General features: G+C 74.1%; 21 protein-coding genes. 5 read left to right on the top strand and 16 right to left on the bottom strand.

The window, feature by feature from the left end; genetic code table 11:
- Positions 1 to 60: 60 nt before the first annotated feature.
- Complete coding sequence (locus ABZ497_RS02565) at positions 61 to 1,086, top strand: NADP-dependent oxidoreductase (RefSeq protein ID WP_359802928.1); 1,026 nt, start codon at positions 61 to 63, stop codon at positions 1,084 to 1,086.
- A gap of 355 nt (positions 1,087 to 1,441) precedes the next feature.
- Positions 1,442 to 1,936 carry a DUF3145 domain-containing protein gene (locus ABZ497_RS02560; protein ID WP_329487504.1) on the top strand — a complete coding sequence of 165 codons (495 nt, stop codon included), beginning with the start codon at positions 1,442 to 1,444 and terminating at the stop codon, positions 1,934 to 1,936.
- Between the two features lie 128 nt (positions 1,937 to 2,064).
- Here the strand turns inward: ABZ497_RS02560 and fabF are convergent, their stop codons facing one another.
- The 5 genes from fabF to ABZ497_RS02535 form a co-directional block, all read right to left on the bottom strand.
- Positions 2,065 to 3,330, bottom strand: coding sequence for a beta-ketoacyl-ACP synthase II (gene fabF, locus ABZ497_RS02555; protein ID WP_359802926.1), 1,266 nt, complete (start codon positions 3,328 to 3,330; stop codon positions 2,065 to 2,067).
- Positions 3,331 to 3,470: 140 nt separating this feature from the next.
- Positions 3,471 to 3,713, bottom strand: a complete 243-nt coding sequence (locus tag ABZ497_RS02550; RefSeq protein ID WP_329487501.1) for an acyl carrier protein — start codon at positions 3,711 to 3,713, stop codon at positions 3,471 to 3,473.
- A gap of 80 nt (positions 3,714 to 3,793) precedes the next feature.
- On the bottom strand, positions 3,794 to 4,825 hold the full coding sequence (locus tag ABZ497_RS02545; protein WP_359802924.1) for a beta-ketoacyl-ACP synthase III: 1,032 nt from the start codon (positions 4,823 to 4,825) through the stop codon (positions 3,794 to 3,796).
- On the bottom strand, positions 4,822 to 5,772 hold the full coding sequence (locus ABZ497_RS02540; protein ID WP_329487498.1) for an ACP S-malonyltransferase: 951 nt from the start codon (positions 5,770 to 5,772) through the stop codon (positions 4,822 to 4,824). Before ABZ497_RS02540 ends, ABZ497_RS02545 begins: the two co-directional genes overlap by 4 nt.
- A 90-nt stretch (positions 5,773 to 5,862) precedes the next feature.
- Positions 5,863 to 7,059: a helix-turn-helix domain-containing protein gene (locus ABZ497_RS02535; protein ID WP_329492090.1), complete on the bottom strand. Its 1,197-nt coding sequence runs from the start codon at positions 7,057 to 7,059 to the stop codon at positions 5,863 to 5,865.
- A gap of 297 nt (positions 7,060 to 7,356) precedes the next feature.
- Here ABZ497_RS02535 and ABZ497_RS02530 point away from each other — a divergent pair, with 297 nt between their 5' ends.
- The gene (locus ABZ497_RS02530; RefSeq protein ID WP_359802923.1) at positions 7,357 to 8,133 is read left to right on the top strand and encodes a pirin family protein; all 777 of its coding nucleotides are present in this window, start codon (positions 7,357 to 7,359) and stop codon (positions 8,131 to 8,133) included.
- A gap of 41 nt (positions 8,134 to 8,174) precedes the next feature.
- Here the strand turns inward: ABZ497_RS02530 and ABZ497_RS02525 are convergent, their stop codons facing one another.
- A complete protein-coding gene (locus ABZ497_RS02525; RefSeq protein ID WP_329487495.1) occupies positions 8,175 to 9,008 on the bottom strand; it encodes a serine hydrolase domain-containing protein in 834 nt (277 codons plus the stop codon).
- Between the two features lie 120 nt (positions 9,009 to 9,128).
- Here ABZ497_RS02525 and ABZ497_RS02520 point away from each other — a divergent pair, with 120 nt between their 5' ends.
- Positions 9,129 to 9,638 (top strand): MerR family transcriptional regulator, encoded by a 510-nt coding sequence (locus ABZ497_RS02520; RefSeq protein ID WP_359802922.1) that lies wholly within the window; start codon positions 9,129 to 9,131, stop codon positions 9,636 to 9,638.
- Between the two features lie 50 nt (positions 9,639 to 9,688).
- On the opposite strand, the gene ABZ497_RS02515 is transcribed toward ABZ497_RS02520, so the two are convergent.
- Positions 9,689 to 10,267 (bottom strand): TIGR03086 family metal-binding protein, encoded by a 579-nt coding sequence (locus tag ABZ497_RS02515; protein WP_352289733.1) that lies wholly within the window; start codon positions 10,265 to 10,267, stop codon positions 9,689 to 9,691.
- 101 nt (positions 10,268 to 10,368) lie between these two features.
- Between ABZ497_RS02515 and ABZ497_RS02510 the strand changes: the two genes are divergently transcribed.
- Entirely contained in the window at positions 10,369 to 11,340 is a 972-nt protein-coding gene (locus ABZ497_RS02510) for a YafY family protein (RefSeq protein ID WP_359802920.1), read from the top strand.
- 22 nt (positions 11,341 to 11,362) lie between these two features.
- On the opposite strand, the gene ABZ497_RS02505 is transcribed toward ABZ497_RS02510, so the two are convergent.
- From ABZ497_RS02505 to ABZ497_RS02465, 9 genes are all read right to left on the bottom strand, one after another.
- Positions 11,363 to 12,574, bottom strand: coding sequence for an alpha/beta hydrolase (locus ABZ497_RS02505; protein ID WP_359802919.1), 1,212 nt, complete (start codon positions 12,572 to 12,574; stop codon positions 11,363 to 11,365).
- A gap of 157 nt (positions 12,575 to 12,731) precedes the next feature.
- Positions 12,732 to 13,079 carry an MmcQ/YjbR family DNA-binding protein gene (locus ABZ497_RS02500; protein WP_329487489.1) on the bottom strand — a complete coding sequence of 116 codons (348 nt, stop codon included), beginning with the start codon at positions 13,077 to 13,079 and terminating at the stop codon, positions 12,732 to 12,734.
- Positions 13,080 to 13,151: 72 nt separating this feature from the next.
- Positions 13,152 to 15,443 carry a Dyp-type peroxidase gene (locus ABZ497_RS02495; RefSeq protein ID WP_359802917.1) on the bottom strand — a complete coding sequence of 764 codons (2,292 nt, stop codon included), beginning with the start codon at positions 15,441 to 15,443 and terminating at the stop codon, positions 13,152 to 13,154.
- A 36-nt stretch (positions 15,444 to 15,479) separates the two neighbouring features.
- Positions 15,480 to 17,429, bottom strand: a complete 1,950-nt coding sequence (locus ABZ497_RS02490; RefSeq protein WP_359802915.1) for a galactose oxidase early set domain-containing protein — start codon at positions 17,427 to 17,429, stop codon at positions 15,480 to 15,482.
- A gap of 220 nt (positions 17,430 to 17,649) precedes the next feature.
- Positions 17,650 to 18,876 (bottom strand): acyltransferase, encoded by a 1,227-nt coding sequence (locus ABZ497_RS02485; protein WP_359802913.1) that lies wholly within the window; start codon positions 18,874 to 18,876, stop codon positions 17,650 to 17,652.
- A 28-nt stretch (positions 18,877 to 18,904) separates the two neighbouring features.
- Positions 18,905 to 20,053 (bottom strand): alpha/beta hydrolase, encoded by a 1,149-nt coding sequence (locus ABZ497_RS02480; protein WP_359802911.1) that lies wholly within the window; start codon positions 20,051 to 20,053, stop codon positions 18,905 to 18,907.
- A 143-nt stretch (positions 20,054 to 20,196) separates the two neighbouring features.
- Positions 20,197 to 20,871: a response regulator transcription factor gene (locus ABZ497_RS02475; protein WP_352289714.1), complete on the bottom strand. Its 675-nt coding sequence runs from the start codon at positions 20,869 to 20,871 to the stop codon at positions 20,197 to 20,199.
- Complete coding sequence (locus tag ABZ497_RS02470) at positions 20,868 to 22,169, bottom strand: sensor histidine kinase (protein WP_359802910.1); 1,302 nt, start codon at positions 22,167 to 22,169, stop codon at positions 20,868 to 20,870. Before ABZ497_RS02470 ends, ABZ497_RS02475 begins: the two co-directional genes overlap by 4 nt.
- A gap of 110 nt (positions 22,170 to 22,279) precedes the next feature.
- Entirely contained in the window at positions 22,280 to 22,969 is a 690-nt protein-coding gene (locus ABZ497_RS02465; protein ID WP_359802909.1) for a TetR family transcriptional regulator, read from the bottom strand.
- Positions 22,970 to 23,154: the final 185 nt, after the last annotated feature.

Raw genomic sequence — 23,154 nt, 5'->3', positions numbered from 1 at the left:
ACCTTTCAGGTCGCGCGGCATCACCGGGGGACCACCCAGACACCTCAAGGAGCACCACCGATGGCAACGCAGGAAGCGCCCGCCACCGCCCGCGAATGGCACCTCGCCGCCCGCCCGCAGGGCTGGCCGGTCCCGACGGACTTCGCCCTGGTCGAGGCACCGGTCCGGACCCCGGGCCCCGGCGAGATCCTGGTGCGCAACGCCTACCTCTCGGTCGACCCCTACATGCGCGGCCGGATGAACGACGTGAAGTCCTACGCCCCGCCGTTCCGGCTCGGCGCGCCGATGGACGGCGGCGCGGTCGGCTACGTGGTCGCCTCCGCGGCCGAGGGCTTCGCCCCGGGCGACGCCGTGCTGCACGGCCTGGGCTGGCGCGAGTACGCCACCCTGCCCGCCGAGCAGGCGGTGAAGGTCGACCCGGCCGCCGCACCGCTCTCCGCCTACCTCGGCGTCCTCGGCATGACCGGTCTGACCGCCTACGCGGGCCTGCTCGCGGTCGGCGGCCTCAAGGAGGGCGACCGGGTCTTCGTCTCCGGCGCGGCCGGCGCGGTGGGCTCGATCGTCGGCCAGATCGCCCGGCTCAAGGGCGCCTCGCTGGTGGTCGGCTCGGCCGGCTCGGCGGAGAAGGTCGCCCGGCTGGTCGAGGACTTCGGCTTCGACGCCGCGTTCAACTACAAGGACGGCCCGGTCCACGAGCAGCTCGCCAAGGCCGCCCCGGAGGGCATCGACCTCTACTTCGACAACGTCGGCGGCGACCACTTGGAGGCCGCGATCGGCGCGCTCGGCGTGCACGGCCGCGCGGTGCTCTGCGGCGCGATCGCCCAGTACAACGACACCACCGCCCCGGCGGGCCCGCGCAACCTGGCGCAGGCGATCGGCAAGCGGCTGCGCCTGGAGGGCATGCTGGTGCGCGACCACGCGGCCCTCCAGCCGCAGTTCGTCGCCGAGGTCGGCGGCTGGCTGCGGGAGGGGAAGCTGCGCGAGGAGCAGACCGTGGTGGACGGCTTCGAGAACACCGCCGAGGCCTTCCTGGACCTGCTGCGCGGCGCCAACACCGGCAAGATGGTGGTCCGCCTGAACGGCTGACGCCGGATCGGCCCGTCGACCGCCCCGCCGCCCTCCCCGGGCGCGGGGCGGTTTGCGTACCGGGCGCAGGGAGGCGGGCCGCACTACCGCATTCCGGCCCGATCCGAAAGTGCGTCAGTCATGGTGCGGGACGGCGCGGTACGGTGGTCCCGCCTGACGATGGGGCCGTTCGGGGGAGAGATCCCACCGAGGGGTGGACCTCCTTGGGGATTCGATTAGCATTGAGCGAAAGCCTGTCCGTTTTGCTCAATTTAGTGGCTTAATGTCGGCTAACGTGGGTAACTGTGGATCAACTACAGGCGCGAACGCGAGGCAGCTGGGGAAGGCGACCCTCGTCCACAGCCTGGAGGTCCCGGTGACGACACGTGGAGTCCTGTACGTCCACTCCGCGCCCCGCGCGCTGTGCCCGCACGTCGAGTGGGCCGTCGCGGGGGTGCTCGGTGTGCGGGTGAGTCTGGACTGGATCCGCCAGCCGGCCGCGCCCGGGCACTGGCGGGCCGAGCTCTCCTGGCAGGGAGAGACCGGTACGGCCTCGAAGCTCGCCTCCGCGCTGCGCGGCTGGCAGTTGATGCGGTACGAAGTCACCAGCGAGCCCTGCGCCACGGCGGAGGGCGAGCGGTACAGCAGCACACCCGCGCTCGGCATCTTCCACGCCGTCACGGGCATCCACGGCGACATCCTGATCCCCGAGGACCGGCTCCGCGCCGTCCTGCTGCGGGCCCGCAGCGAGGGGGCCGACCTGGAGGCGGAGATCGCCCGGCTGCTCGGCAAGCCCTGGGACGACGAACTGGAGCCCTTCCGCTACGCCGGCGAGGGCGCTCCGGTGCGCTGGCTGCACCAGGTGGTCTGAGGCAGGGCTCCGAGCCAGGTGGTCCGAGCCAGGTGGTCCGGGTCGGAGCCGTCCGGCCCGGACCACGACGAAGGGGCCGGCGCTCGTCACGAGCGCCGGCCCCTTCGTCATGGGCGTCGGAGCGGGCCTCAGACGGTGCGGAAGGCCAGCACCACGTTGTGGCCGCCGAAGCCGAACGAGTTGTTCAGCGCGGCGATCCGGCCCTCGGGCAGCTTGCGCGGCTCGTCCCGGACGATGTCCGCGTCCACGTCGTCGTCCAGCTCGTCGACGTTGATGGTCGGCGGGGCGATCCGGTTGTACAGGGCCAGTACGGTGGCGACGGTCTCGATGCCGCCGGCGCCGCCCAGCAGGTGGCCGGTCATCGACTTGGTCGCCGAGACGGCGATGTGGTCGAGGTGCTCGCCGAGCTCCTTGCGCAGCGCCTTCAGCTCGGCCGTGTCGCCCTGCGGGGTCGAGGTGGCGTGCGCGTTGACGTGCACGATCTCGGCCTTGTCGAGCGGGTTGCGCTCGAACAGGTCGGCCAGCGCACGGGCCACACCGGCACCGGTGGGCTCGGGCTGGGCGATGTGATGGGCGTCCGAGGAGAGGCCCTGACCCACCGCCTCGCAGTAGATCCGGGCGCCGCGGGCCTCGGCGTGCTCGACCGACTCCAGCACGACCACGCCCGCGCCCTCGCCGAGCACGAAGCCGTCGCGGCCCTTGTCGTACGGGCGGGAGGCGCCCTCGGGGTCGTCGTTGTTCTTGGACATCGCCATCATGTTGGCGAACGCGGCGATCGGCAGCGGGTGGATCGCGGCCTCGGTACCACCGGCCACCACGACGTCGGCGCGGCCGCTGCGGATCATCTCGATCGCGTAGCCGATCGCCTCGGCGCCGGAGGCGCAGGCGGAGACGGGGGTGTGCACACCGGCCCGGGCGCCGACCTCCAGGCCGACGTTGGCCGCCGGGGAGTTCGGCATCAGCATCGGCACGGTGTGCGGGGAGACCTTGCGGGCGCCCTTGTCCTTCAGCACGTCGTACTGGTCGAGCAGGGTGGTGACACCGCCGATGCCCGAGGCGATCACGGCGCCCAGGCGCTCCGGCGCGAGCTTGGAGGACTCGTCGGTGGCCGGCGTCTCGTAGCCGGCGTCGGCCCACGCCTCGCGGGCCGCGATCAGCGCGAACTGCGCCGAGCGGTCCAGCCGGCGGGCCAGCGGACGGGGGAGGATCTCGCCCGGCTCGACCGCGGTGCGCGCGGCGATCCGGACGGGCAGCTCGGTGGCCCACTCCTCGGTCAGGGCAGCCACTCCGGAGCGCCCGGCGACCAGGTTCTCCCAGGTGGTGGCGGCGTCGCCGCCCAGCGGCGTGAAGGCGCCGATACCCGTGACGACCACGGTACGGTTTTCAGCGGTCACTGGATCTTCTTCTCTCACGTTTGTGCGGGGGCGGCGGCGAGCCGTGGATGGCCCGGCCGGGCGCCCGGTGGGGCGTCCCGGCCGGCGTGTCGGCCGCCTGCTGGAGGCGGCCGACGTCAGGCGTCGAACGAGTCGAACGCTCAGGCGTTGGCGAGGATGTAGTCCACCGCGTCGCCGACGGTCTTCAGGTTCTTGACCTCGTCGTCCGGGATCTTCACGTCGAAGCGCTCCTCGGCGGCCACGACGACCTCGACCATGGAGAGCGAGTCGACGTCCAGGTCATCGGTGAAGGACTTGTCGACCTCGACGTCCTCGGTCGGGATGCCGGCGATCTCGTTGACGATCTCAGCGAGACCTTCCAGGACCTCGTCCTTGGTAGCCATACTGGCTGCTCCTCTTCGGTGTTGAATGCGCCGCCCGGCGGACGGACGCAGGCTTGTGGATGGGTTGGGGCGAAAGTTGCCTAGGGGAGCGTAACGACTGCTGCCGCGTAGACCAGACCCGCCCCGAACCCGATGATCAGCGCGAGGTCCCCGCTGCGGGCCTCACCGCTTTCCAGCATGCGTTCCATCGCCAGCGGGATGGAGGCCGCGGAGGTGTTGCCGGTCTCGGTGATGTCGCGTGCGACGGGCACCGATTCGGGCAGCTTCAGCGCCTTGATCATGGCATCGGTGATGCGCATGTTGGCCTGGTGGGGGATGAACGCGCCCAGCTGGTCGGCCGTGATCCCGGCGGCGTCGAGCGCCTGCTGGGCCACCTTGGCCATCTCCCAGACCGCCCAGCGGAAGACCGACTGGCCCTCCATGCGCAGGGCCGGCCACTTGATCTCCTCGCCGGCGCCGTTGACGGCGTCCTCCTTGGCGAAGGCGGTGTCCCAGGCCTGGGTCTGCGAGATGACGTCCTTCTGGGAGCCGTCCGAGCCCCAGATGACCTTGCCGATTCCGGGCGTGTCGGACGGGCCGACGATCGCGGCTCCGGCGCCGTCACCGAAGATGAAGGCGGTCGAGCGGTCCGACTGGTCGGTCAGGTCGCTGAGCCGCTCCACGCCGATCACCAGCACGTACCCGGCGCTGCCGCCGCGGATCATGCCGTCGGCCAGGCCCAGGCCGTAGCCGAAGCCGGCGCAGGCGGCCGAGATGTCGAAGGCCGGGGCGGTGCCGCAGCCCAGCCGCTCGGCGATCTCGGTGGCGATCGCGGGGGTCTGCTTGAGGTGCGAGACGGTGGCGACGATCACGCCGCCGATCTGCTCGGGGCTGATCCCGGCCTGCGCGATGGCCTTGCCGGCGGCCTGCACCGACATCTCGGCGACGGTCTCCTCCGGGCCGGCCCAGCGCCGCTCGGCGATCCCGCTGCGGGTGCGGATCCACTCGTCCGAGGAGTCGATCCAGTTCAGGACCTCGGAGTTGGGGATCACCCGGACCGGGCGGTAGCCGCCGACGCCGTGGATGCGCGAGTAGCGGGCACCGGTGACGGGCTTGATCTGGGGCTGGCTCATGCCTTGTTCTCCTGATCCTGACCGCCGTGCTCCGCGACGAGGTCACGGGCCTTGTCCAGATCGGCGGGGGTCTTGAGGGCAAGCGTCGCCACACCCTTGAGGTTGCGCTTGACCAGTCCGGTGAGGGTACCCGCAGGCGCGAGCTCGATGACCGCGGTCGCGCCCAGCCGCTGCAGGGTCTCCATGCAGAGGTCCCAGCGGACCGGGTTGGAGACCTGCGAGACCAGCCGGTCCAGCACCTCGGTGCCGTCCGTCACGACCTCGCCGTCCCGGTTGGACACGTAGGTGACCTCCGGGTTCGCGACCGTCAGGGTCGGGGCGAGCTTCGCCAGCCGCTCGACACCGGGCGCCATGTGCTCGGTGTGGAACGCGCCGGCGACCTTGAGCCCGATCAGCCGGGAGACCGGCGGCGGGTCGGCCTTCAGGGCCTCCAGCTGGGCCAGCGTGCCGGCCGCGACGATCTGGCCCCCGCCGTTGTTGTTGGCCGGGGTCAGGCCGTGCTCCGCCAGCTTGGCGGCGACGACCTCGGGGTCGCCGCCGAGCACGGCGAGCATGCCGGTCTCGGTGGCGGCGGCGGCCTCGGCCATCGCCAGGCTGCGTTCGCGGACGAAGGTCAGCGCGTCGTGGGCGGACAGCACCCCGGCGCCGGCGGCGGCGGTGATCTCACCGACGCTGTGACCGGCCACGGCACCGACCAGCGCACGGGCGCGGTCCTCGTCCGGGAACAGCGCGCGGGCGGTCACCAGACCGGCCGCGACCAGCAGCGGCTGGGCGACGGCGGTGTCCTTGATCTCCTCGGCGGACGCCTCTGTGCCGGCGTGCACCAGGTCGAGCCCGGCGACCTCCGACCAGCCGCGCAGGCGGTCGGCGACGCCGTCGAGCTCCAGCCAGGGGCTGAGGAAACCGGGGGACTGGGCACCCTGTCCAGGGGCGACGATTACGAGCACGGTTCAACCCTCTCTCGCCAGGCGCCCGGGGGCGGGTAGGCGACGGTAACGAAGAAAAGCATCCGGGATTGTCAGTTCCCTACATCGGGGTCAACTCTGCTCCCCGGCTGCGGCGAGTCGGCCCAGCGCCAGTGCGATACGCAGCGTGAAGGCCGAACGTACGTCGGAGGGAGCGTAGCCCGTGACGTCTGTCACACGTCGGAGCCGGTAGCGCACCGTGTTGGGGTGGACGAAGAGCATCCGGGCGGCTCCCTCCAGGGAGGAGGCCTGCTCCAGGTAGACACTCAAGGTCTCCAGCAGTGCCGACCCGGCCTCGTCGAGCGGTGTGTAGATCTCCTCCACCAGCTGACGGCGCGCCGCCTGGTCGCCGGCGAGCGCCCGTTCGGGCAGCAGGTCGTCGGCCAGGGCCGGGCGCGGGGCGTCGGGCCAGGCGGCGCAGGCCCGCAGGCCGGCCGCGGCGGCGTGCGCCGAGCGGGTCGCCGACAGCAGGTCGGGCACGGTCGGACCGACCACCACCGGCCCCGGCGCGAACTGGCCGATCAGCGCCCGGGCCGCGTGCACCGGCTCCTTCTCGCCACCGACCACCACCACCAGGCGCTTGCCCAGCACCCCGGTCAGGACGTGCAGCTTGGCGTAGCGGGCGGCCCGGCGGATCGCCTCGACCACCAGCTCGCTGTCGCCGTCCGGCGCGCTGCCCATGACCACCCGGACCTGGCTCGGCTGGCCCCAGCCGAGCGCGGCGGCCCGCGACAGCACGCCCTCGTCCGCGTCGCCGGACAGCAGCGAGTTGACGACCAGCGCCTCCAGCCGGGCGTCCCAGGCCCCGCGAGCCTCGGCGGCCTGGGCGTACACCTGGGCGGTCGCGAAGGCGATCTCCCGGGCGTAGACCAGGACGGACTCGCGCATGTCCGCCTCGTCGCCGGGCGAGGCCACCTCCTCGATGGCCTCCTCCATCACCTCGATGGTGGTGCGGATCAGCTCGACGGTCTGGCGCAGCGTGATCGCCCGGGTCAGCTCGCGCGGCGCGGTGCCGAAGACGTCGGTGGAGATCGCCTGCGGGGCGTCGGGGTGGCGGTACCACTCGGTGAAGGCGGCGATGCCGGCCTGGGCGACCAGGCCGATCCAGGAGCGGTGCTCCGGCGGCATCCGCCGGTACCAGCCGAGCTGGTCGTCCATCCGCGCGATCGCGGCGGTGGCCAGCTTGCCCGAGGACTTCTCCAGCCGCTTCAGCGTCGCGACCCGCCGTTCGGCCCGGTCGGCCGCGAGTCTGCGCTCCTGCGCGGTCAGGCGTGGCGCCGCCCGGCCGGGCCGGTCCCGCCCGGAGCCGGGCGTCGGGCTCTTCCCGTTCTTGTCGGGCTTGGCGGTCGGATCGTTCTTGGAGTTCGCGGAGGCGGCTGGCACAAGGACAAGACTGCCTCACCGGAGTGACTGCTCGTGCACAGCCCCCGGCGGAGCGGCACGACGGCGGGCGTCGCGCGCCGCGGGCGCGCCGGCCCCGCCCCGGCCACCGGGCCCGCCGGGGAGCGCCGCCGCCGGGGCCGCGGTGCCCGCGGACCGGCCGCGGACCACGCTACGGTGAAGCCCGTGACCGACGCCCCCGCCCGCCCCCGCGCCGACCTGCGCCGCACCGCCGAGCGCTACCGCTCCACCCCGGCCGAGGGCATCGAGACCAGACACGCGTTCTCCTTCTCGGGCCACTACGACCCGAAGAACACGCACTTCGGCGCGCTGCTCGCCTGCAACGAGGAACTACTCGCCCCCGGGGCGGGGTTCGAGGAGCACAAGCACCGGGACACCGAGATCCTCACCTGGGTCCTGGAGGGCGCGCTGGCCCACCGGGACTCCCGGGGCCACAGCGGGGTGGTCCGCCCCGGGATGCTCCAGTACCTCGGCGCGGGCTCCGGCGTCAGCCACACCGAGCGCAACGTCGGCGGCGCCGACGGGCCGGTCCGCTTCGTCCAGATGTGGCTCCAGCCGGACGTCTTCGACGCGCCCCCGGCGTACGGGCTGCGCCGGGTGGAACCGGCGGACGGCGGGTTGACGCTGCTCGCCTCCGGGCTGGCACGGGACGCCGGGACGGACGCCCTGCGGCTGCGCCGCGGCGACGCCGCGCTCTGGCTGGTGACCGCCGACCCCTGGCAGCCGCTGCCCGCGCTCCCGCCCGCCGCCTGGCGGTACGCCCATCTGACGGCCGGCTCGCTGGGCTTCAGGACGGTACCGGGACCGCAGGGCGGCGGCCGCTCGATGGTGCCCGGCGACAGTGTGCGGATCACCGGCGAGGCCTTCGCCGACCCGACGGCGGGCCAGGACGGCGCCGCTCTGCTGCTCTGGGAGATGCACTCGCCGGTCTCGTACGGCTGAGGGCGGCCCGGTCGGCGCGCCGCCGACCGGGCCCGCCGGGCTCAGCCGCGCAGCTCGGCCAGCACCGCGTCGCCGAGCGCCGGCCAGACCTCGGCGGCCCACGGCCCGAAGTCCCGGTCGGTGAGCGCGACGCAGGCCACGCCAGCTTCCGGGTCCACCCAGAGGAAGGTGCCGGACTGGCCGAAGTGGCCGAAGGTGGCGGGGGAGTTGGCGGTGCCCGTCCAGTGCGGCGCCTTGCCGTCCCGGATCTCGAAGCCGAGGCCCCAGTCGTTCGGCCGGCGGTGGCCGAAGCCCGGCAGCACGCCGCTCGTCCCGGGGAAGGCGACCTCGCGGGTGGCCGCGCGCAGGGTGGACGGGTCCAGCAGCTTGGGCGACTGCAGCTCGGCCGCGAACAGCGAGAGGTCCGCCACCGTGGAGAGGCCGCCGGCGCCGGCCGGGGACTTGTGCGCGGTGTTGATCAGCGTGGAGTGCATCCCGAGCGGTTCGAACACGGCCTCGGCGGCGTAGCGGCCGAACTCGATGCCCGAGGCCTCCTGGAGGGTCCGCGCCAGTACGTCGAACCCGGCGTTGGAGTAGAGCCGGCGGTTGCCCGGCGCGGCCATCACCCGGTGCTCGTCGAAGGCCAGCCCGGAGGTGTGCGCCAGCAGGTGGCGGACGGTCGAGCCGGCCGGCCCGGCCGGGTCGTCCAGCTCGAAGACGCCCTCCTCGACCGCGACCAGCACCGCGTACGAGGTGAGCAGCTTGGTCACCGACGCGAGCGGGAACAGGTGCTGCCGCGGGCCGTGCCCGCCCAGGACCGCGCCGTCCGCGCCCCGCACCACCGCCGCCGCGGCGTTGGGCACCGGCCAGGTCTCGATCATCCGCAAGCTCTCCATGGCGCCGACTCTAACGGGCGGCCGACGGCGGGTGCCGGGTCACCCGGGTGGCAGGCTTGCCTGGAGTGCACTCCAACTCACTAGCGTCGTCGTCATCGTTCACCACTGGGGGTACCGATCATGGCCACACTCGCACCGGTCGCCGTCGACCTGCGGACCTGCTCCGAGGTGTTCAGCACACCGGTCGGCGAGCCGAACCGGACTCCTCGGCACACGATCAGCGAGGTGGCGGCGGCCAGCGGACTGACCGCCCACACCCTGCGCTGGTACGAGCGGATCGGCCTGCTCGACCCGGTCGACCGCTCCGCCTCCGGCCAGCGCCGCTACTGCGACGCCGACCTGCACCGGCTGGCGTTCCTCGGCCGGCTCCGGCTGACCGGCATGACGGTCGCCGACATGCTCCGGTACGTGGAGCTGGCCCGTCGCGGCGAGCGGACCCTGGAGGACCGGCGCGGGCTGCTGCTCGCCCACCGCGAGGAGGTCCGGCAGCGGATCGCCGACCTGCACGCCACCCTCGCCGTCATCGACTACAAGATCGACCTGTACGCCGGAATGATCGCCGACCGCGGCGCCGCCGCGGACGCCCCGGACCCGGCGGACGGCCCCCGGGGGAGGAAGCGGAGCGCCTGACCCGCCCCTGCCCGCCGGCCGGCCGCGAACCGCCCGCCCGGTGCGGGGGTTCAGACCGCGCGGCCCGTCCAGGCGGCCAGCCGGGTGTAGGTGTCGGCGCCGTCCGGCACGGGCTGCACGGCGGCGAACGGCACCGGGCCGCCGCGGTACTCGGGCGACAGCACGGCCTCGGCGACCGCCAGCGCGGTCAGCGCCAACCGCTCGTCCAGGGCGAGCCGGCTGCCGAGCGCTTGGGCGATGTCCCAGGAGTGGGTGACCGTCTCCATCACGTAGCCGCCCAGTGCGGCCCGGCCGGGCACCTCGCCCCAGGGGGCGACGGCGGGGCGGTCCAGCTTCGCGTCGTCCGCCCAGGCGGCGACGGCCCGGGCGCGGGCCCGGTCGAGGGCGGCCGGCCAGGCGTCGTCGGCCAGCTCGCCGGTGGCCGCCACGACGTCCTCCGCCCGGCCGCCCTCGCCGATGTAGGCGAGCCGGTGCACGCCGCCGACCACGTGGCTGAGCAGCTGTCGCAGGTCGTACTCGGGGCACGGGGTGGGGCGGTCCAGCGCCTCCGGGGTCACCTCGGCGATCAGCTTCTCCAGCTGGCCGAGCGCGAGCAGGTACTGCGGGCGGGGGTCCTGGGTGGTGTCCATCGGTGATCGGCTCCGTCGAGTGGAAGGGGTTTCGGCTCTCGGGAGGCAATCTCCCGGTAAAACCTGACAACTGCCGTCAGGGTTTCTGGAACCCTCGTGCCATGAAGGCCGACCGCCTGCTCTCGATCCTGCTGTTGCTCCAGACCCGCGGCCTGGTGTCCGCCACCGAACTGGCCGAGCGCCTGGAGGTGTCGGTCCGCACCATCTACCGCGACGTCGAGGCGCTCTCGTCGGCCGGCGTCCCGGTGTACACCGAGCGGGGTCGGCACGGCGGGATCGCCCTGCTGCCCGGGTACCGCACCGACGTCAGCGGCCTGACCGCCGACGAGGCCCGGGCGCTGTTCGTGCTCTCCGCCCAGGGCGCGCACAGCGATCTCGGGCTGGACGGCGCGCTCGGCTCCGCGCTGCGCAAGGTGATGGCCGCGCTGCCCGCCCCGCACCGCCCGGCCGCCGAGCGGATCAGCGAGCGGATCCTGGTGGACCCGGCCCGCTGGCTCCAGGCCGGCGCACCCGCCGGGCCCGACCTCGGCGAGCTGCAGTACGCCGTCTTCGCCGACCGCCGGCTGCGGCTGCGCTACCGGCACAGCGGCGCGCCGGCCCCGGCCGAGTACACCGTCGACCCCTACGGCCTGGTGAGCAAGGCCGCCGTCTGGTACCTGGTGGCCGATCTGCGCGGTGAGCCCCGGCTGTTCCGGGCCGACCGGGTGCTGGCGGCCGAGGCCACCGAGGAGCCGGTGCGCCGGCGCCCGGGGCTGGGGCTCGGCGAGGTGTGGGCGGTGCTGCGCGAGCAGGTGGAGCGGCTGCCGAAGGAGGTGCTGGTGAAGGTCCGGGTGCGGCGCGGGCGGCTGGACCTGTTCGTCCGGATCCACGGCAGCCGGCTCACCGCGCCGCTGCCGGAGTCGGGCGCGGGCGCCCCGGACGAGTGGGTCGAGCTGGCGATGGGCTTCCCGGCGCTGCCGGCCGTCCGCGCGCTGCTCTCCTTCGGGCCGGACGCCGAGGTGCTCGCGCCGCCGGCCGCCCGGCGGGAGCTGGCCCGGGCCGCCGTCGAGGCGGTCCGGCTCTACCAGGAGTGACCGGGGTGGGGCCGAGCGGCCGTCAGGCCTCGGGAGCGGGCCGGACCACGTCCTCGTAGTGGCCGAGCGAGATGGCCGCGAAGTTGTGCAGGCTGTCGGTGCCCTCGGTGAAGTAGCCGTTGTGGCCGGAGGAGCGGGCCGAGGAGATCTGCTCGGCGCCGAACTCGGCCGAGGTCGGGTCGGCGCCGTGGCCGAGCCCGCCGACCTCCAGGTACGGCACGTTGCCGATCCAGTCGCTGCCGTTGCGGGTGGCCCAGACGTGTACGCCGGCGCCCAGTTCGGAAGTGCTCTGCACGCCCATGCCCGGGCTGCCGAACACCATCAGGTCGGTGATCCCGGAGGTGTCGGACGGCGAGGCGGCCGCCCGGGGGATCTCGGGGGCGGCGGTGCCGCAGACCACCGAGCCGTAGGAGTGGCAGAGCAGCGACGGCGGCGCGTCGGGCCGGGTGGTCTCCTTGAGGCCGGCGAGCAGCCGCTCCAGCCGGGGCGCGCCGACATCGGCGAGCCGGGAGGTGACGGCGTCCGGGCCGAGGCCGGAGGGCGTGACGTAGCCGGTCCAGGCGATCACCGCGGTCCGGGTGCCGGGCGACTGCCGCCGCTCCTCGGCGTACAGCGCGCGGGCCATCCCGGCGGGGGAGCGCAGCGGGTCGGCGGCCTGGTCGAAGTGGCCGAGGTCGGCGTCGGAGCCGGGCACGAGGACGGAGATCCGGTCGGCGTCGGCGAGGTCCCCCCAGACCTCGCTGACCAGGCCGCGGCCGCGCGGGTCGAAGGCGAGCACCTGGCGCTCGGGGGCGAGCAGGTGCTCGACGTCGTTGGCGCGGGAGACGGCGAGCGCGCGCAGGTCGGAGTCGAGGGTCCGGTCGGCGGCGCGGGCCCGGGCGCGGTCCCGCTCGGCGGTGAGGGCGATCCGGTTGGCGCGGAAGCGCAGCTCGACCGGGGCGCCGTCGAAGTTGCCGACGACCAGCGGGTAGTCCTGGATCAGCCGGTCCAGCTCGGTGGGCGCCAGCGAGGCGAAGAAGTCGGCGGCGGCGGCCGGCGTGGTGAGGGCCGGATCGGGCAGGGTGCGGTCGAAGGAGTGGTCCTCGACCCAGGCGGCGCTGCCGGCCGGGGGGGTGGAGATCGCCAACTGCTCGGTGGACGCGGCGGCCTGGGCCGCGGCGGCGCCGGCGTCGGCCAGCACGGCGCATCCGGCGAAGGCACCGATCAGTACACGCTTCCACCGCCGACGGCGCATCGCCTCAACTCCCTAGGGGCCCGTGACCGTTCTGCGGGCGGGGCCCGGAGGTGGTACGACTGCCAACTTCCCTGGGTAAGCGTAGGGGGCGTGGCGCGGTGTCGGGCCCGCTCAAACTGTGGGATGGATCACATGAACCGGCGGTGTCCTTTCGGCGTCACCGGTCCTGCGCCGCGTCGAACTCCCTGACCATGCGCTTGGGAGCGGTGCGGCGCCAGGCCTCGGTGAGCAGCTCGCGCAGCTCCTCCGGGTCGACCAGGTCGAGCCGGACACCGACCCAGCCGTGCCGCCCGACGTACGGGGGGTAGGAGAACACCTCGGGCGCGGCGGCGAGCAGCTCGCTCTGGTCCTCCGGGGAGGCCTTGACGCTGACGCCGGTGCCGTCCGGCGAGCCCATCGCGAAGATCTTCGTGCGGACCCGCAGGGTCTCGATCTCCCAGGTCGGCTGCTGCACGGCCTCCGGCAGGGCGAGCGCCATCGCGCGGAACTCATCGAACGTCACCATGGCGGCAGCGTAGGGCAGTGGACCGACACCGCGCCCCCGGCACGCGTCACGGGCGGGGGCGCGGTGACCGGCTCAGACCAGGGAGGCCCAGCCGTCGCACGAGCGGTCGTCGGCGATCTTGCGGTCCGGGTGGCCGCTGCCGTCGGCCACCGAGATCTTGCGGTAGTTCTCGCCGTGGAACACCCAGTACTCGCTGCGGCCGCCGACCCGCTGGACATCGGGCACCGGCAGGAAGCAGTCCACCTCGGTGATGCCGTCCAGCGAACTCCACCGCGAGAGTTCACGGTCGGTGCGCTCGCAGAGGTCGGTGTGCGCGGCGCCGTCCGCCACCGAGATCAGCCGGTACCGCTGGCGGCCGCCGGTGGTGTGGAACGCCCAGTACCAGCTCTTGCCGCCGACCCGCTGCTGGTCGGGCACCGGGAGGAAGCAGTCCATCCGCTCGACGCCGACGAGCGAGTTCCAGGCCGAGAGGCCGCGGTCCGGGCGCTCCAGGGCGTCGGTGTACGTCCCGCCGCCGCAGGTGATCGAGACGGACCGGTACTGCTGGCGGCCGCCGGTGGTGTGGAACACCCAGTACCAGCTCTTGCCGGCCGGGTTCTGCAGATCGGCCATCGGCAGGACGCAGTCGATCCGCTCGACCCCCCGCAGGCAGGGCCAGGTGGTCAGCGCGGCGTCGCGCTCGACCGGGTGGTCGGTGTGCGCGGCGCCGTCCTCGACCGCGATCCGGCGGCACTGCGGGCCGTGGAACGCCCAGAACTGGCTCCGGCCGCCCTTGCGCCACTGGTCCGGGACGGCGACGAAGTCGTCGCACGGGTAGCCCCTGTCCTGCTGCGAGGAGGTCTGGCCGCCCTGCCGGCCCTGCGACTGCCCGGTGAGCCGCCCCTCGGCGAGCGCCTTGAGGGTGCTGATGGACGGCGCGAAGGCGTACACCGAGCCCTGGGTCTGCACGAACTGCTGGAAGTGCAGCGGGGTGTGCTTGACCGCGCCGTCCGGGCCGCGGCTCTCGAAGTCGACGTCGTCGGCCTCGGTGATCACCGGGTCCTTGCCGGGGACGGGGTTGCGGCCGGGCGGGAAGTCCGGCTGGTCGATCCAGTCGGCCTGGATGAACTCGAACTGCCGGGCGATGTCGGCCTGGTAGCAGACGAAGAGCAGGCCGCGCGGGTCGTCGGGCCCGCCGGGGCCCTCGGAGGCCGGGTCGAACGGGAACCCGTAGGGCGCGCCGCGCCGCATGATCCGCCGGCCGTCGAGCTCCTTGGCGTCGAACGGCGGCCGGCTCGGGTCGGGGGCCTGCAGCCCGGCCCGCGGGCTGGACTTGCGCAGGTGCGAGAAGAGCGGGGTGACCAGGCCCTCCAGGTCGTCCCGGAAGTCGAAGTCGTTGTCCGAGGACGCCTTCGGGTCGTTCGGGACGTCGCGGTCCTGGTGCTTGCAGACCGGCGCCCCGGAGCGCCAGCGGCCCACCAGCCGGGCGGCCAGCCACTCGGCGGTGGCGGTGTCCGGGACGGCCTTGGCCTGCTTGAGCTCCTTCAGCTTGACCGAGACCTGCGACCACCAGCCGGGGACGTCCTGGGAGAGCCGGCGGACGACCTGGAAGGAGCCGTCTCGGGCCCACGCGGGGAAGTCGGTGAAGCTGCCGGGGGCGGGCTGCTCGCCGACGACGAACTCGCCGGCCGGAATGATCCGGGTGCCCGGGTGGCCCTCGACCTCCTCCTCGTTCGCCGGGTTCGGCGGGTCGAAGAAGCGGACGCCGGGCTCGCTGATGCCGTCCTTGAAGCCGAAGTGCTCCTTGCCGCGGCGGCTGCCGAGCAGGGTCTTGGCGTTCTGCTGGAAGATGGTGACGATCTTCGCCTCGGCGGCCGCCTCGCGCTGGGCGGTGACGGTGGCGGTGAGGTCCTGCTCGGTGTCCGAGGCGATCGTCAGCACGGCGTGCACCTGCTGGTTCCTGCCGTTGCCGAAGAGCCAGTTCTCCGGGGAGTTGTCGCCGGTGTCACCGAGCGCGCCGGCCCGCTTGGCCGAGCCCTCCTTGAACGCCTCCAGGCCGCTGCCGACCGGCGGGGCCTGTTCGAACGGGTCGGTGGCGGAGAGCTGGCGCATGCCCTCGTAGGTGAGGCTGAGGCCCAGCCAGGTGGCCTTGAGGGTCTTGGGGTCGTCGCCGCCCGAGCTCTTGCGGGCCTCGCTGAACGCCGCGTTGAACTCGGCGACCTGCCGGGTGGTGGCGATCTGCGGGGCGAGCGCGCGCAGCCAGTCGCGGGCCCTGGCGGCGTCCTCGAACTTCAGGAACAGCAGGGTGACGTTGTCCTTCTTGAAGCCGGCGACGATGTCGCCCTGGATCTCCTCGCTCCGGCGCAGTCTCAGATCCGTTGCCATGGGGTTCCTCCGTGGGGTGGGTGAGGGAGGCCGGGATCAGGCCGGGGAACCGAGCTGCACCCACTGCGCGACGCTGGGCACGCCCTTGTCGTTGAGCAGGAAGAGCATGTACCAGCCGGGGGGCGCGGCCTTGGCGTCCGGCGGCGCCTGGAACTCCAGCCGGTTGCCGGCCCGGCTGCTGAGCCGCAGTTCGATCTGGCGCTGGCTGGTGTTGACCGAGTGGGTGGCGGTGGTCGGCGCCAGCAGGACGGCCTTGGCGGCCCGTTCCGGGGTCGAGGTGGTGACCAGGAACTTCTTGTCGTAGCCGACCGGGGAGGTGGGCCCCCGGTCGAGCGAGGGGCGGTCGGCCTGGTGCAGGTAGGCGGGCTCGTAGATCTCGATGGTGCCGTTCATGGTGACGGGTCCGGTCGTGCCGGGGATGCCGCTCACCGTGCCGTCGATGTCCGGGTTGTTGGCGATCTGCTGCAGCTCGTCGCCGGTCACCATGACCCGTCCGTCGGGCAGCACGACGGCGTTGGAGTGGTAGCCGCGCGGCAGCCGCTGGACCGGGCCGAGCTTCCAGTTGCCCTGGTCGTCGCGGAGTTCGACCTGGCGGTACTTGAGGTCGGCGTTCGGGTTGTAGGGGCCGTTGCCGTAGTCCCGGATGTCGTAGGCGCCGTTGACGGTCATCAGCTTGCCGTCGGGCAGCAGGATGGTGTCGTCCTGGGTGCGGCCGAAGGCGCGGGACTTCTCGGCGGTCCAACTGCCGTTGGAGAAGCGCAGGGTGCTCGGGTTGTCGCGGTCCCCGCCGAGGACGAGGGCGGAGTCCGGGCCGTTGACGCCGCCGGGCAGCATGACGGCCGAGCCGTAGTTGCGCTTGCGGCCGTCCGGGCGGGCGGTCAGGTCGCTGCGGGTCTCGTTGACCGGGTCGAACTTCCACTGCTCGCCGGCCTGGCGGCCGAAGCCGTAGATGTTGCCGTCGTTGAGCGAGAACAGGTGCGGGTAGTCCAGGGTGAACGGCGCGTCCGCCTTGAACCGGTCCACCGGGGTGTTCCTCGGCGTCTCGGTCTTCAGGTGCGGCACCGGGTGGCCCTTGGCGGGGAAGCGCTCGACGACCGGGGTCGGGGTGCCCCAGCCGAGCTCGGACTGGCCGGACATGATCAGCTGCCGGCCGTCGGCGCCGGTGACCACCGAGGGGTACCAGCGGCCGACCGACATGTCGGGGTTGCGGGTCCAGGTCTCGGTCCACGGGTCGAAGATCAGCGAGAGCTTGGCGCCGGTGCCGCCGTTGCCGCCCAGGTTGCCGCCGAAGACGCCCAGCATGCCGTTGGGCAGGTAGGAGTGCCCGGCGCAGAAGAACGGCGCCGGGCGCTCCTGGCCGAGGCCGTCCGGCATGTCGACGACCGGCGGCGTGACCTGCTTGAAGGCGGCGGTGCCGGTGCCCTTGGCCGGGTCCCAGAGGAAGGCCCGGCCGGCGTTCTCCCGGCCGATGGTCTGGGTGGGGGCCGGCTCCTTCTCCGGGTTGGTCTCGATCCGTTCGAAGGAGAACAGCAGCACCTTGCCGGTCGGTAGCAGGGCGATGTGGTCGCCGAAGTCGGGGGAGGGGAAGTACGCCTTGAACGCGCCGAAGGTCGCCGGGTCGAAGCCGGCGTTGGCGGCGGTCTGGGAGTCCGTCAGCGCCTTCAGCCGGTTGGTCCGGGTGGTCTGCGGGTAGTCGCCGACGCCGCGGACGGCCGCGCGCATCCGGGCGTGCTCCTCGGCGTGCTCCGGGCCGAGCGCGGCGACCTCGTCGTCGCGCATCTCGGCCAGCACCCGGGGCGCGGTGATGTGCGGGACGGTGTCGGCCGGGACCGCGGCCTCGTCGTGGCCGCCGCCGTGGGCGAGGACCAGGGCGACGGCGGGGGTGGCGGCCGTCAGGACGGTGCCGGTGGTCAGCGCGCAGACGACGGCGGTGGCGACGGCGGCGAGCCGGCGGCCGGATCTCGGCCGTGGTCGGGACAGGGACATGGGACTCCTCGGAAGGGGGTGTGGGGGAGAAGCCGGCGGGTGCGGACGGCCCGGCCGTGGGCGGGCGGGGGCGACCGATCGTCGCCGACCGTCACAGGACATCACAGTGCGTGTCGGTTCGCATGCGGATCCATCCCCCGGCCGGGTGCGTGTCGCCGACGGACGGGGCGTGGGCCCGTGCGGCTCACGTCCCGTCAGTTCCCCGGCTGCGCCGACCGGCTCACACCACGCCCAGCGCGTACGCGGCGAACAGCGCCGCGGCGGCGCCGGCCACCGTCTTCCAGGGGCGGGAGAACGCCGTCCAGGGGCCGTCGAAGCGGCGGGTGAACCACCCGATCGCGACCAGGACGGCGCCGAACAGCGGTAGCAGCGCCACCCGGGCGGCCGCCCAGGCCAGCGAGTCCGGGGCGCCGGTCAGGCCGGGCACGGTGCCGAGGACGGCCGCGCCCGGTACCGCGACGGCCAGCATCGCGCTCTGGTGCCAGCAGAAGATCGTCATCGCCGAGAGGTTGACCGCCACCACCGGCAGCCAGAGGAGCGGGCGGCGCAGCAGCCGGCCGAGCCGCTCGCGCAGCAGCACCGCGGCGCCGATCTGCACCGCCGCCAGCGCCAGGACCAGCAGCGACGGCGGGTGCGAGTTGGTCCGGCCGGCGCCGGGCACGCCGACCATGCTGGCGGGGTAGTGGAAGACCAGCAGCAGCGCGGTGAACAGCGCGCCGCCGCCGAGCAGCAGCAGGCGCGCGGCCGGACGGCCGAGCCGCCCGTGGGCCCAGAGCACGCCCAGCTGATAGCCGAAGAGCCAGCCCGGCAGGATGTTCAGCAGCCCGACCCAGGACGGCACCGCGTCCGCCCACGGGCCGTAGCGCAGCAGGTCGACCACCGCGACCACGGCCGCCAGGACGCCCGCCGACCAGCCGCGCAGCCGCCGGGCGGCGGCCACGCAGAGCGGGGTCAGCGCGGTCAGCCCCAGGTAGACGCCGATGTACCAGAGCGGCTGCACCACCAGCACCGAGCCGGTCCGGACGGTGTCGCCGGGGACGCCGAGCCGGCCCAGCAGCGGGATCAGCAGCGCCCAGACCGCCGCCACCCCGAGGACCGGGCGCAGCAGCCGCACCGAGCGGGCCCGCAGCCAGCCGGCGTGGCCGACCCCGCGGGCGCGGGCCCGCTCCAGCGAGCGGACCGAGGAGTGGCCGCCGACCAGGAAGAACACTCCGAGCATCTGGAGCACCCAGCTGGCCGGGGCGAGGAAGCCGAGCGAGCCGAGCGGGCTGGCGTTGTGCAGGGCGCCGTCGGCGGAGAGGGTGAAGCCGCCGAGCAGCCAGTGGCCGACGGGGACGGCGAGCAGGGCGAGGGCGCGCAGCCCGTCCAGGGCGCGGTCGCGGGTCTCGGGGGTACGGGTGTCGACCTGGTGCGCGGCGCGGCGCAGGGCGGTCAGCGGGTGGGGCATGGCGTTGCTCCTCGGGAGGTGGTGGGGCTCAGCGGCCGAGCGTGAGGGCGGCGTAGGCGGCGAGCGAGGCGGTGCCCGGGGTGAAGTAGCCGGTGTGGCCGTGGGATCCGGTGGCGGGCAGCGGGCGGGCGCCGAACGCGGGACCGGTCGGATCGGCGCCGTGGCCGAGGCCGAGGAGCGAGACGTTGGGCACGTCGCCGATCCAGTCGGAGCCGTTGCGCCGGGTGGCCCAGAGCGGTACCCGGGGGTCGAGGTCGGCGGCCGAGCCGACGCCCATGCCGGGGGAGCCGAGCACCACCAGGGCGGCGGCCTGCTCCGGCCCGGGGCGGGCCAGGCCGCAGACCACCGAGCCGTAGCTGTGGCAGAACACCGTGGCGGGCGCGGCCGGCCGGGTGGTGACGGCGAGCCCGTCCAGCAGCCGGGTGAGCCGCCGGGCGCCGGCCCGGGCGAGGGTCTCGGTGGCGGCGTCCGGGCCGAGGCCGACCGGGGTGGTGTAGCCGGCCCAGGCGATCACGGCGGTCTGCCGGCCGGTGGCCTCGTACAGGGCGCGGGCCATCCCGGCCGGCGTCCCGTACGGGTCGGTGGGCCGGTCGAAGCTCCGCAGGTCGATGTCCGAGCCGGGCACGACGAGGGCCGTCCGGGGTGCGGTGGCCAGGTCGCCGAGGACTTCGGCGACCTGGCCGCGTCCGCGCGGGTCGAAGGCGAGGATCCGCCGGTCGCCGTCCAGCAGGGTGCGGTAGCGCTCGGCGCGTTCGCGGGCGGTGGTTCGGTCCTGCGGGGTGAGCGCCGGGTCGGCGGCGCGGGCGAGTTCGCGGCCGCGCTCCTCGGCCAGGGCCAGGGCGTTGGCCCGGTAGCGGAGGCCGACGGGGGCGCCGTCGAGGTTGCCGACCACCAGCGGGTGGCGGACGGCCAGCGCGTCCTGACGGGCGGTCGGCAGTTCGGTGAAGAAGGCGGCCACCGCGGCGGGGGAGGCGGTGGCCGGGTCGGGCAGCCGGAGGCCGAGGGTGGTGTCGGCGACCCAGCCGGCGGTGCCGGGCGGTGGGCCGGTGACCGGGTGCTGGGTGTCGCAGGCCCAGCCCCCGGCGCCCAGTACGGCGGCCAGGGCGACCGCGGCGGCGGCGACCGTGCGGGCGAAGCGCCGGGGCCGGGGTCGGTGCTCGGTGCGAGGCTGCCGCATGTGCGTGTTCTCCCTTGTCCGTCGGGTGTCGACGGAGAGGAAGGTAGAAACGCGGCGGCCCCGCGGACGTCACTCCGCGGGGCCAACTCCCGGGTACTACCCGGGTAGCAGGAGGGGAACGGGACCGGCCGGGGCCGGGCCGTTCACTGACCCGGCGTCACCAGGCCGGACTCGTAGGCCAGGACCACCGCCTGGGCGCGGTCGCGCAGGTCGAGCTTGGCGAGGATCCGGCCGATGTGGGTCTTGACGGTCTGTTCGGCGAGCACCAGGCCGGCGGCGATCTCCTGGTTGGACAGGCCGCGGGCGATCAGCTCCAGCACCTCGGTCTCCCGGGGGGTCAGGCCGTTCAGCCGCAGCTTGGGGTCGCGGCGCCGGGCCGGCCTGGTCCGGGCGAAGTCCTCGATCAGCCGGCGGGTGACCGAGGGGGCGAGCAGCGCGTCGCCGGCCGCCACCACCCGCACGGCGGCGATCAGGTCGGCGGGCGGCGCGTCCTTGAGCAGGAAGCCGCTGGCCCCGGCTCGCAGCGCCTCGTACACGTAGTCGTCCACGTCGAAGGTGGTCAGCATCAGCACCTTCGGCCGGTGGGCCCCGGGGACGGCCGGGTCGAGCAGTCGGCGGGCCGCCTCCAGGCCGTCCATCACGGGCATCCGGACGTCCATCAGCACGACGTCGGGGTGGGTGCGGCCGCAGACCTCCAGGGCCTGCGCGCCGTCCGCCGCGTCGCCCACCACGTCGATGTCGCTCTGGACGCCGAGCAGGGCGGCGAAGCCCGCCCGCACCATCGCCTGGTCGTCGACGATGATCACGCGGATGGTCATGCGGTGGGCTCCCGGGGGGTGTCGATCGGCAGGACGGCGGCCACCTTGTAGCCACCGTCGGGCAGCGGGCCGGTGTCCAGCTTCCCATCCAGCAGCCGCACGCGTTCCCGCATGCCGACCAGCCCGTGACCGGTGCCCTCGGCGGCGGCCTCCAGCGACGCGGCGCGCGCGGGCGGGGCCCCGTTCACCACGGTGACCAGCAGGGCCGGGCCGTCGACGGCCAGCGACACCCAGGCCTCGGCGCCGGGCGCGTGCCGGACGACGTTGGCCAGCGCCTCCTGGACGATCCGGTAGACGGAGAGGTCGACGGCCTGCGGCAGGGCGTCGACCAGCTCCGGGAGCACCGCCAGCTCGGCCGGCACCCCGGCCCGGCCGACCGTCTCGACCAGCTGGGCCAGGTGCGCGATCCCGGGCTGGGGCGCCTTCTCGGTGCCGGACTCCTCGCTGCGCAGCACCCCGAGCAGCCGCCGCATCTCGGACAGCGAGTCGCGGGCGGTGCCGGCGATGGCGCCGAACTCCTCGGCCGCCTCGGGCGGCACGTCGGCGATCCGGTACGGGGCGCTGGCGGCCTGGACGGCGATCACCGACATGTGGTGGGCGACCACGTCGTGCAGCTCGCGGGCGATCCGGGCGCGCTCCTCCAGCAGGGTGCGGCGCTCGCGCTCGGCCTCGCTGATGTGCTCCTGCTCGGCGAGCAGCCGCTGGGCCTCGGCCCGTTCCCGCAGGGCGCCGCCCAGGACCAGGACGGCCCCGGTCAGGGCCACCGCGAGCAGGCTGTTGTCGCTGCCGACGTCCGCGCCGATGCCGAGCAGCGACAGCGCGAGGCTCGTGGCGGTGGTGGCCAGCCAGACGGAGAGCAGGGTGCGGCGCCGTTCGCGCAGCGCGAGCGGCAGCATCAGCAGCAGGTAGCCGACCACGCCGGGGGCCGGCCACGGCCAGGAGGAGGAGGTGTCCCGGCCGGTGGTGAGGATCAGCAGGGAGGTCAGCAGGTCGGCGGCGCCGATCATCCACCAGGCGGGCAGCGGGCGGCTCACGGCGAGCAGCAGCGGCACGGTCTGGGCGATCGAGAGGGCCGCCGCGAGGCCGACGTTGAGGCCGTAGTCGGTGGCCAGGACGTTGGTCGCGCTGGGCAGCAGGGAGCTGATCGCGGCCAGCGCGAGGACGTACGGCAGCCAGCGGACCCAGCGGGCGGCGGCGTGGGCCAGCAGCGGGGTGTGGTCGGTGGACGGGCGGGCGAGCGGGGCGAGCAGACCGGGGAGCAGGCCGCCCCGGGCCGGCCCGGTGGGCGGATCGATCATCCCGTCAGCCTAGGGCGGCCCGTGCCGACGGGCGTCGGACCGGGGACCGGACTCCGCCGTAGTACTCCGGTATGACCCGGTGGCCGCCGGGGCCGCTCCCGGACGGGGTGCTAGTGCCGCCAGTCGCCGGCCAGGGCGGGGCCGAGCTGGTCGAAGTGACGGGTGATCAGCGCGATCATGCCCTCCAGGCCGGACGCCTCGTGGTCGGCGCTCCAGGACAGGTGGGCCGCGCGCAGCACGCTGCCGAAGACCGCGGCCATCACGGTGGGGCGCAGGTCCTCGGCCGGGTCGAGGCCCTCGCGGGCGGCCAGCACCTGGACCACCACCCGCTCCTGCTCGGTGACCCGGCGCAGGTGGGCGGCGAGCAGTGTGGGGGTGTCCTCGATCATCTGCATCAGTTCCAGCGCGCTGGTCACCGAGCCCGGGCCGGTCCGGTGCCGGGAGCCGAGGTCGTGCCAGGACTCGACGATCGCGGCCCGCAGAGCCTGCAGCGGGTTCTCGTCGGCGGGGCGGGCCCGTAGCCGGTCGATGAAGTAGTCCTCGGCGTCGGCCATGACGGCGAGGGCGACCTCGTCCTTGTTGGCGAAGTAGCGGAAGAAGGTGCGCTGCGAGACGTCGACGGCGGCGGCGATCTCGTCCACCGTCGTGCCGGCGAACCCCTGGCTGAGGAAGAGCCGGTGGGCGGCCTCGATCAGGGCGTCCCGGGTGCGCTGCTTCTTGCGCTCGCGCAGGCCGGGACCGGCGCCCTCGGCCGGCCGGAGGGCCGGGGCGGTGGCGAGGGGCGAGCGCTGAGCGGCCATGGCGGGGCCTTCCGGACGGCGAGGCGGAGGGGGGTACTGGTGCACAACTGTAGCGGTCTGACAAATGTCAGTCCCCGCAACAAGGCAGAGTTTGCCAAATGTCAGTTGCTGACATAATCTCCGGAGCGTGGCGCCCCCAGGCCGGGTAACTCGTGGGGACGGGTGGGCCCGGGGCGCCACGACCA

The sequence above is a fragment of the Kitasatospora sp. NPDC005751 genome, assembly GCF_040630835.1.
Lineage (GTDB): Bacteria > Actinomycetota > Actinomycetes > Streptomycetales > Streptomycetaceae > Kitasatospora.
The sequence above is the reverse complement of the archived record's forward strand: the minus strand, read 5'-3'. Positions and strand labels throughout refer to the sequence as shown.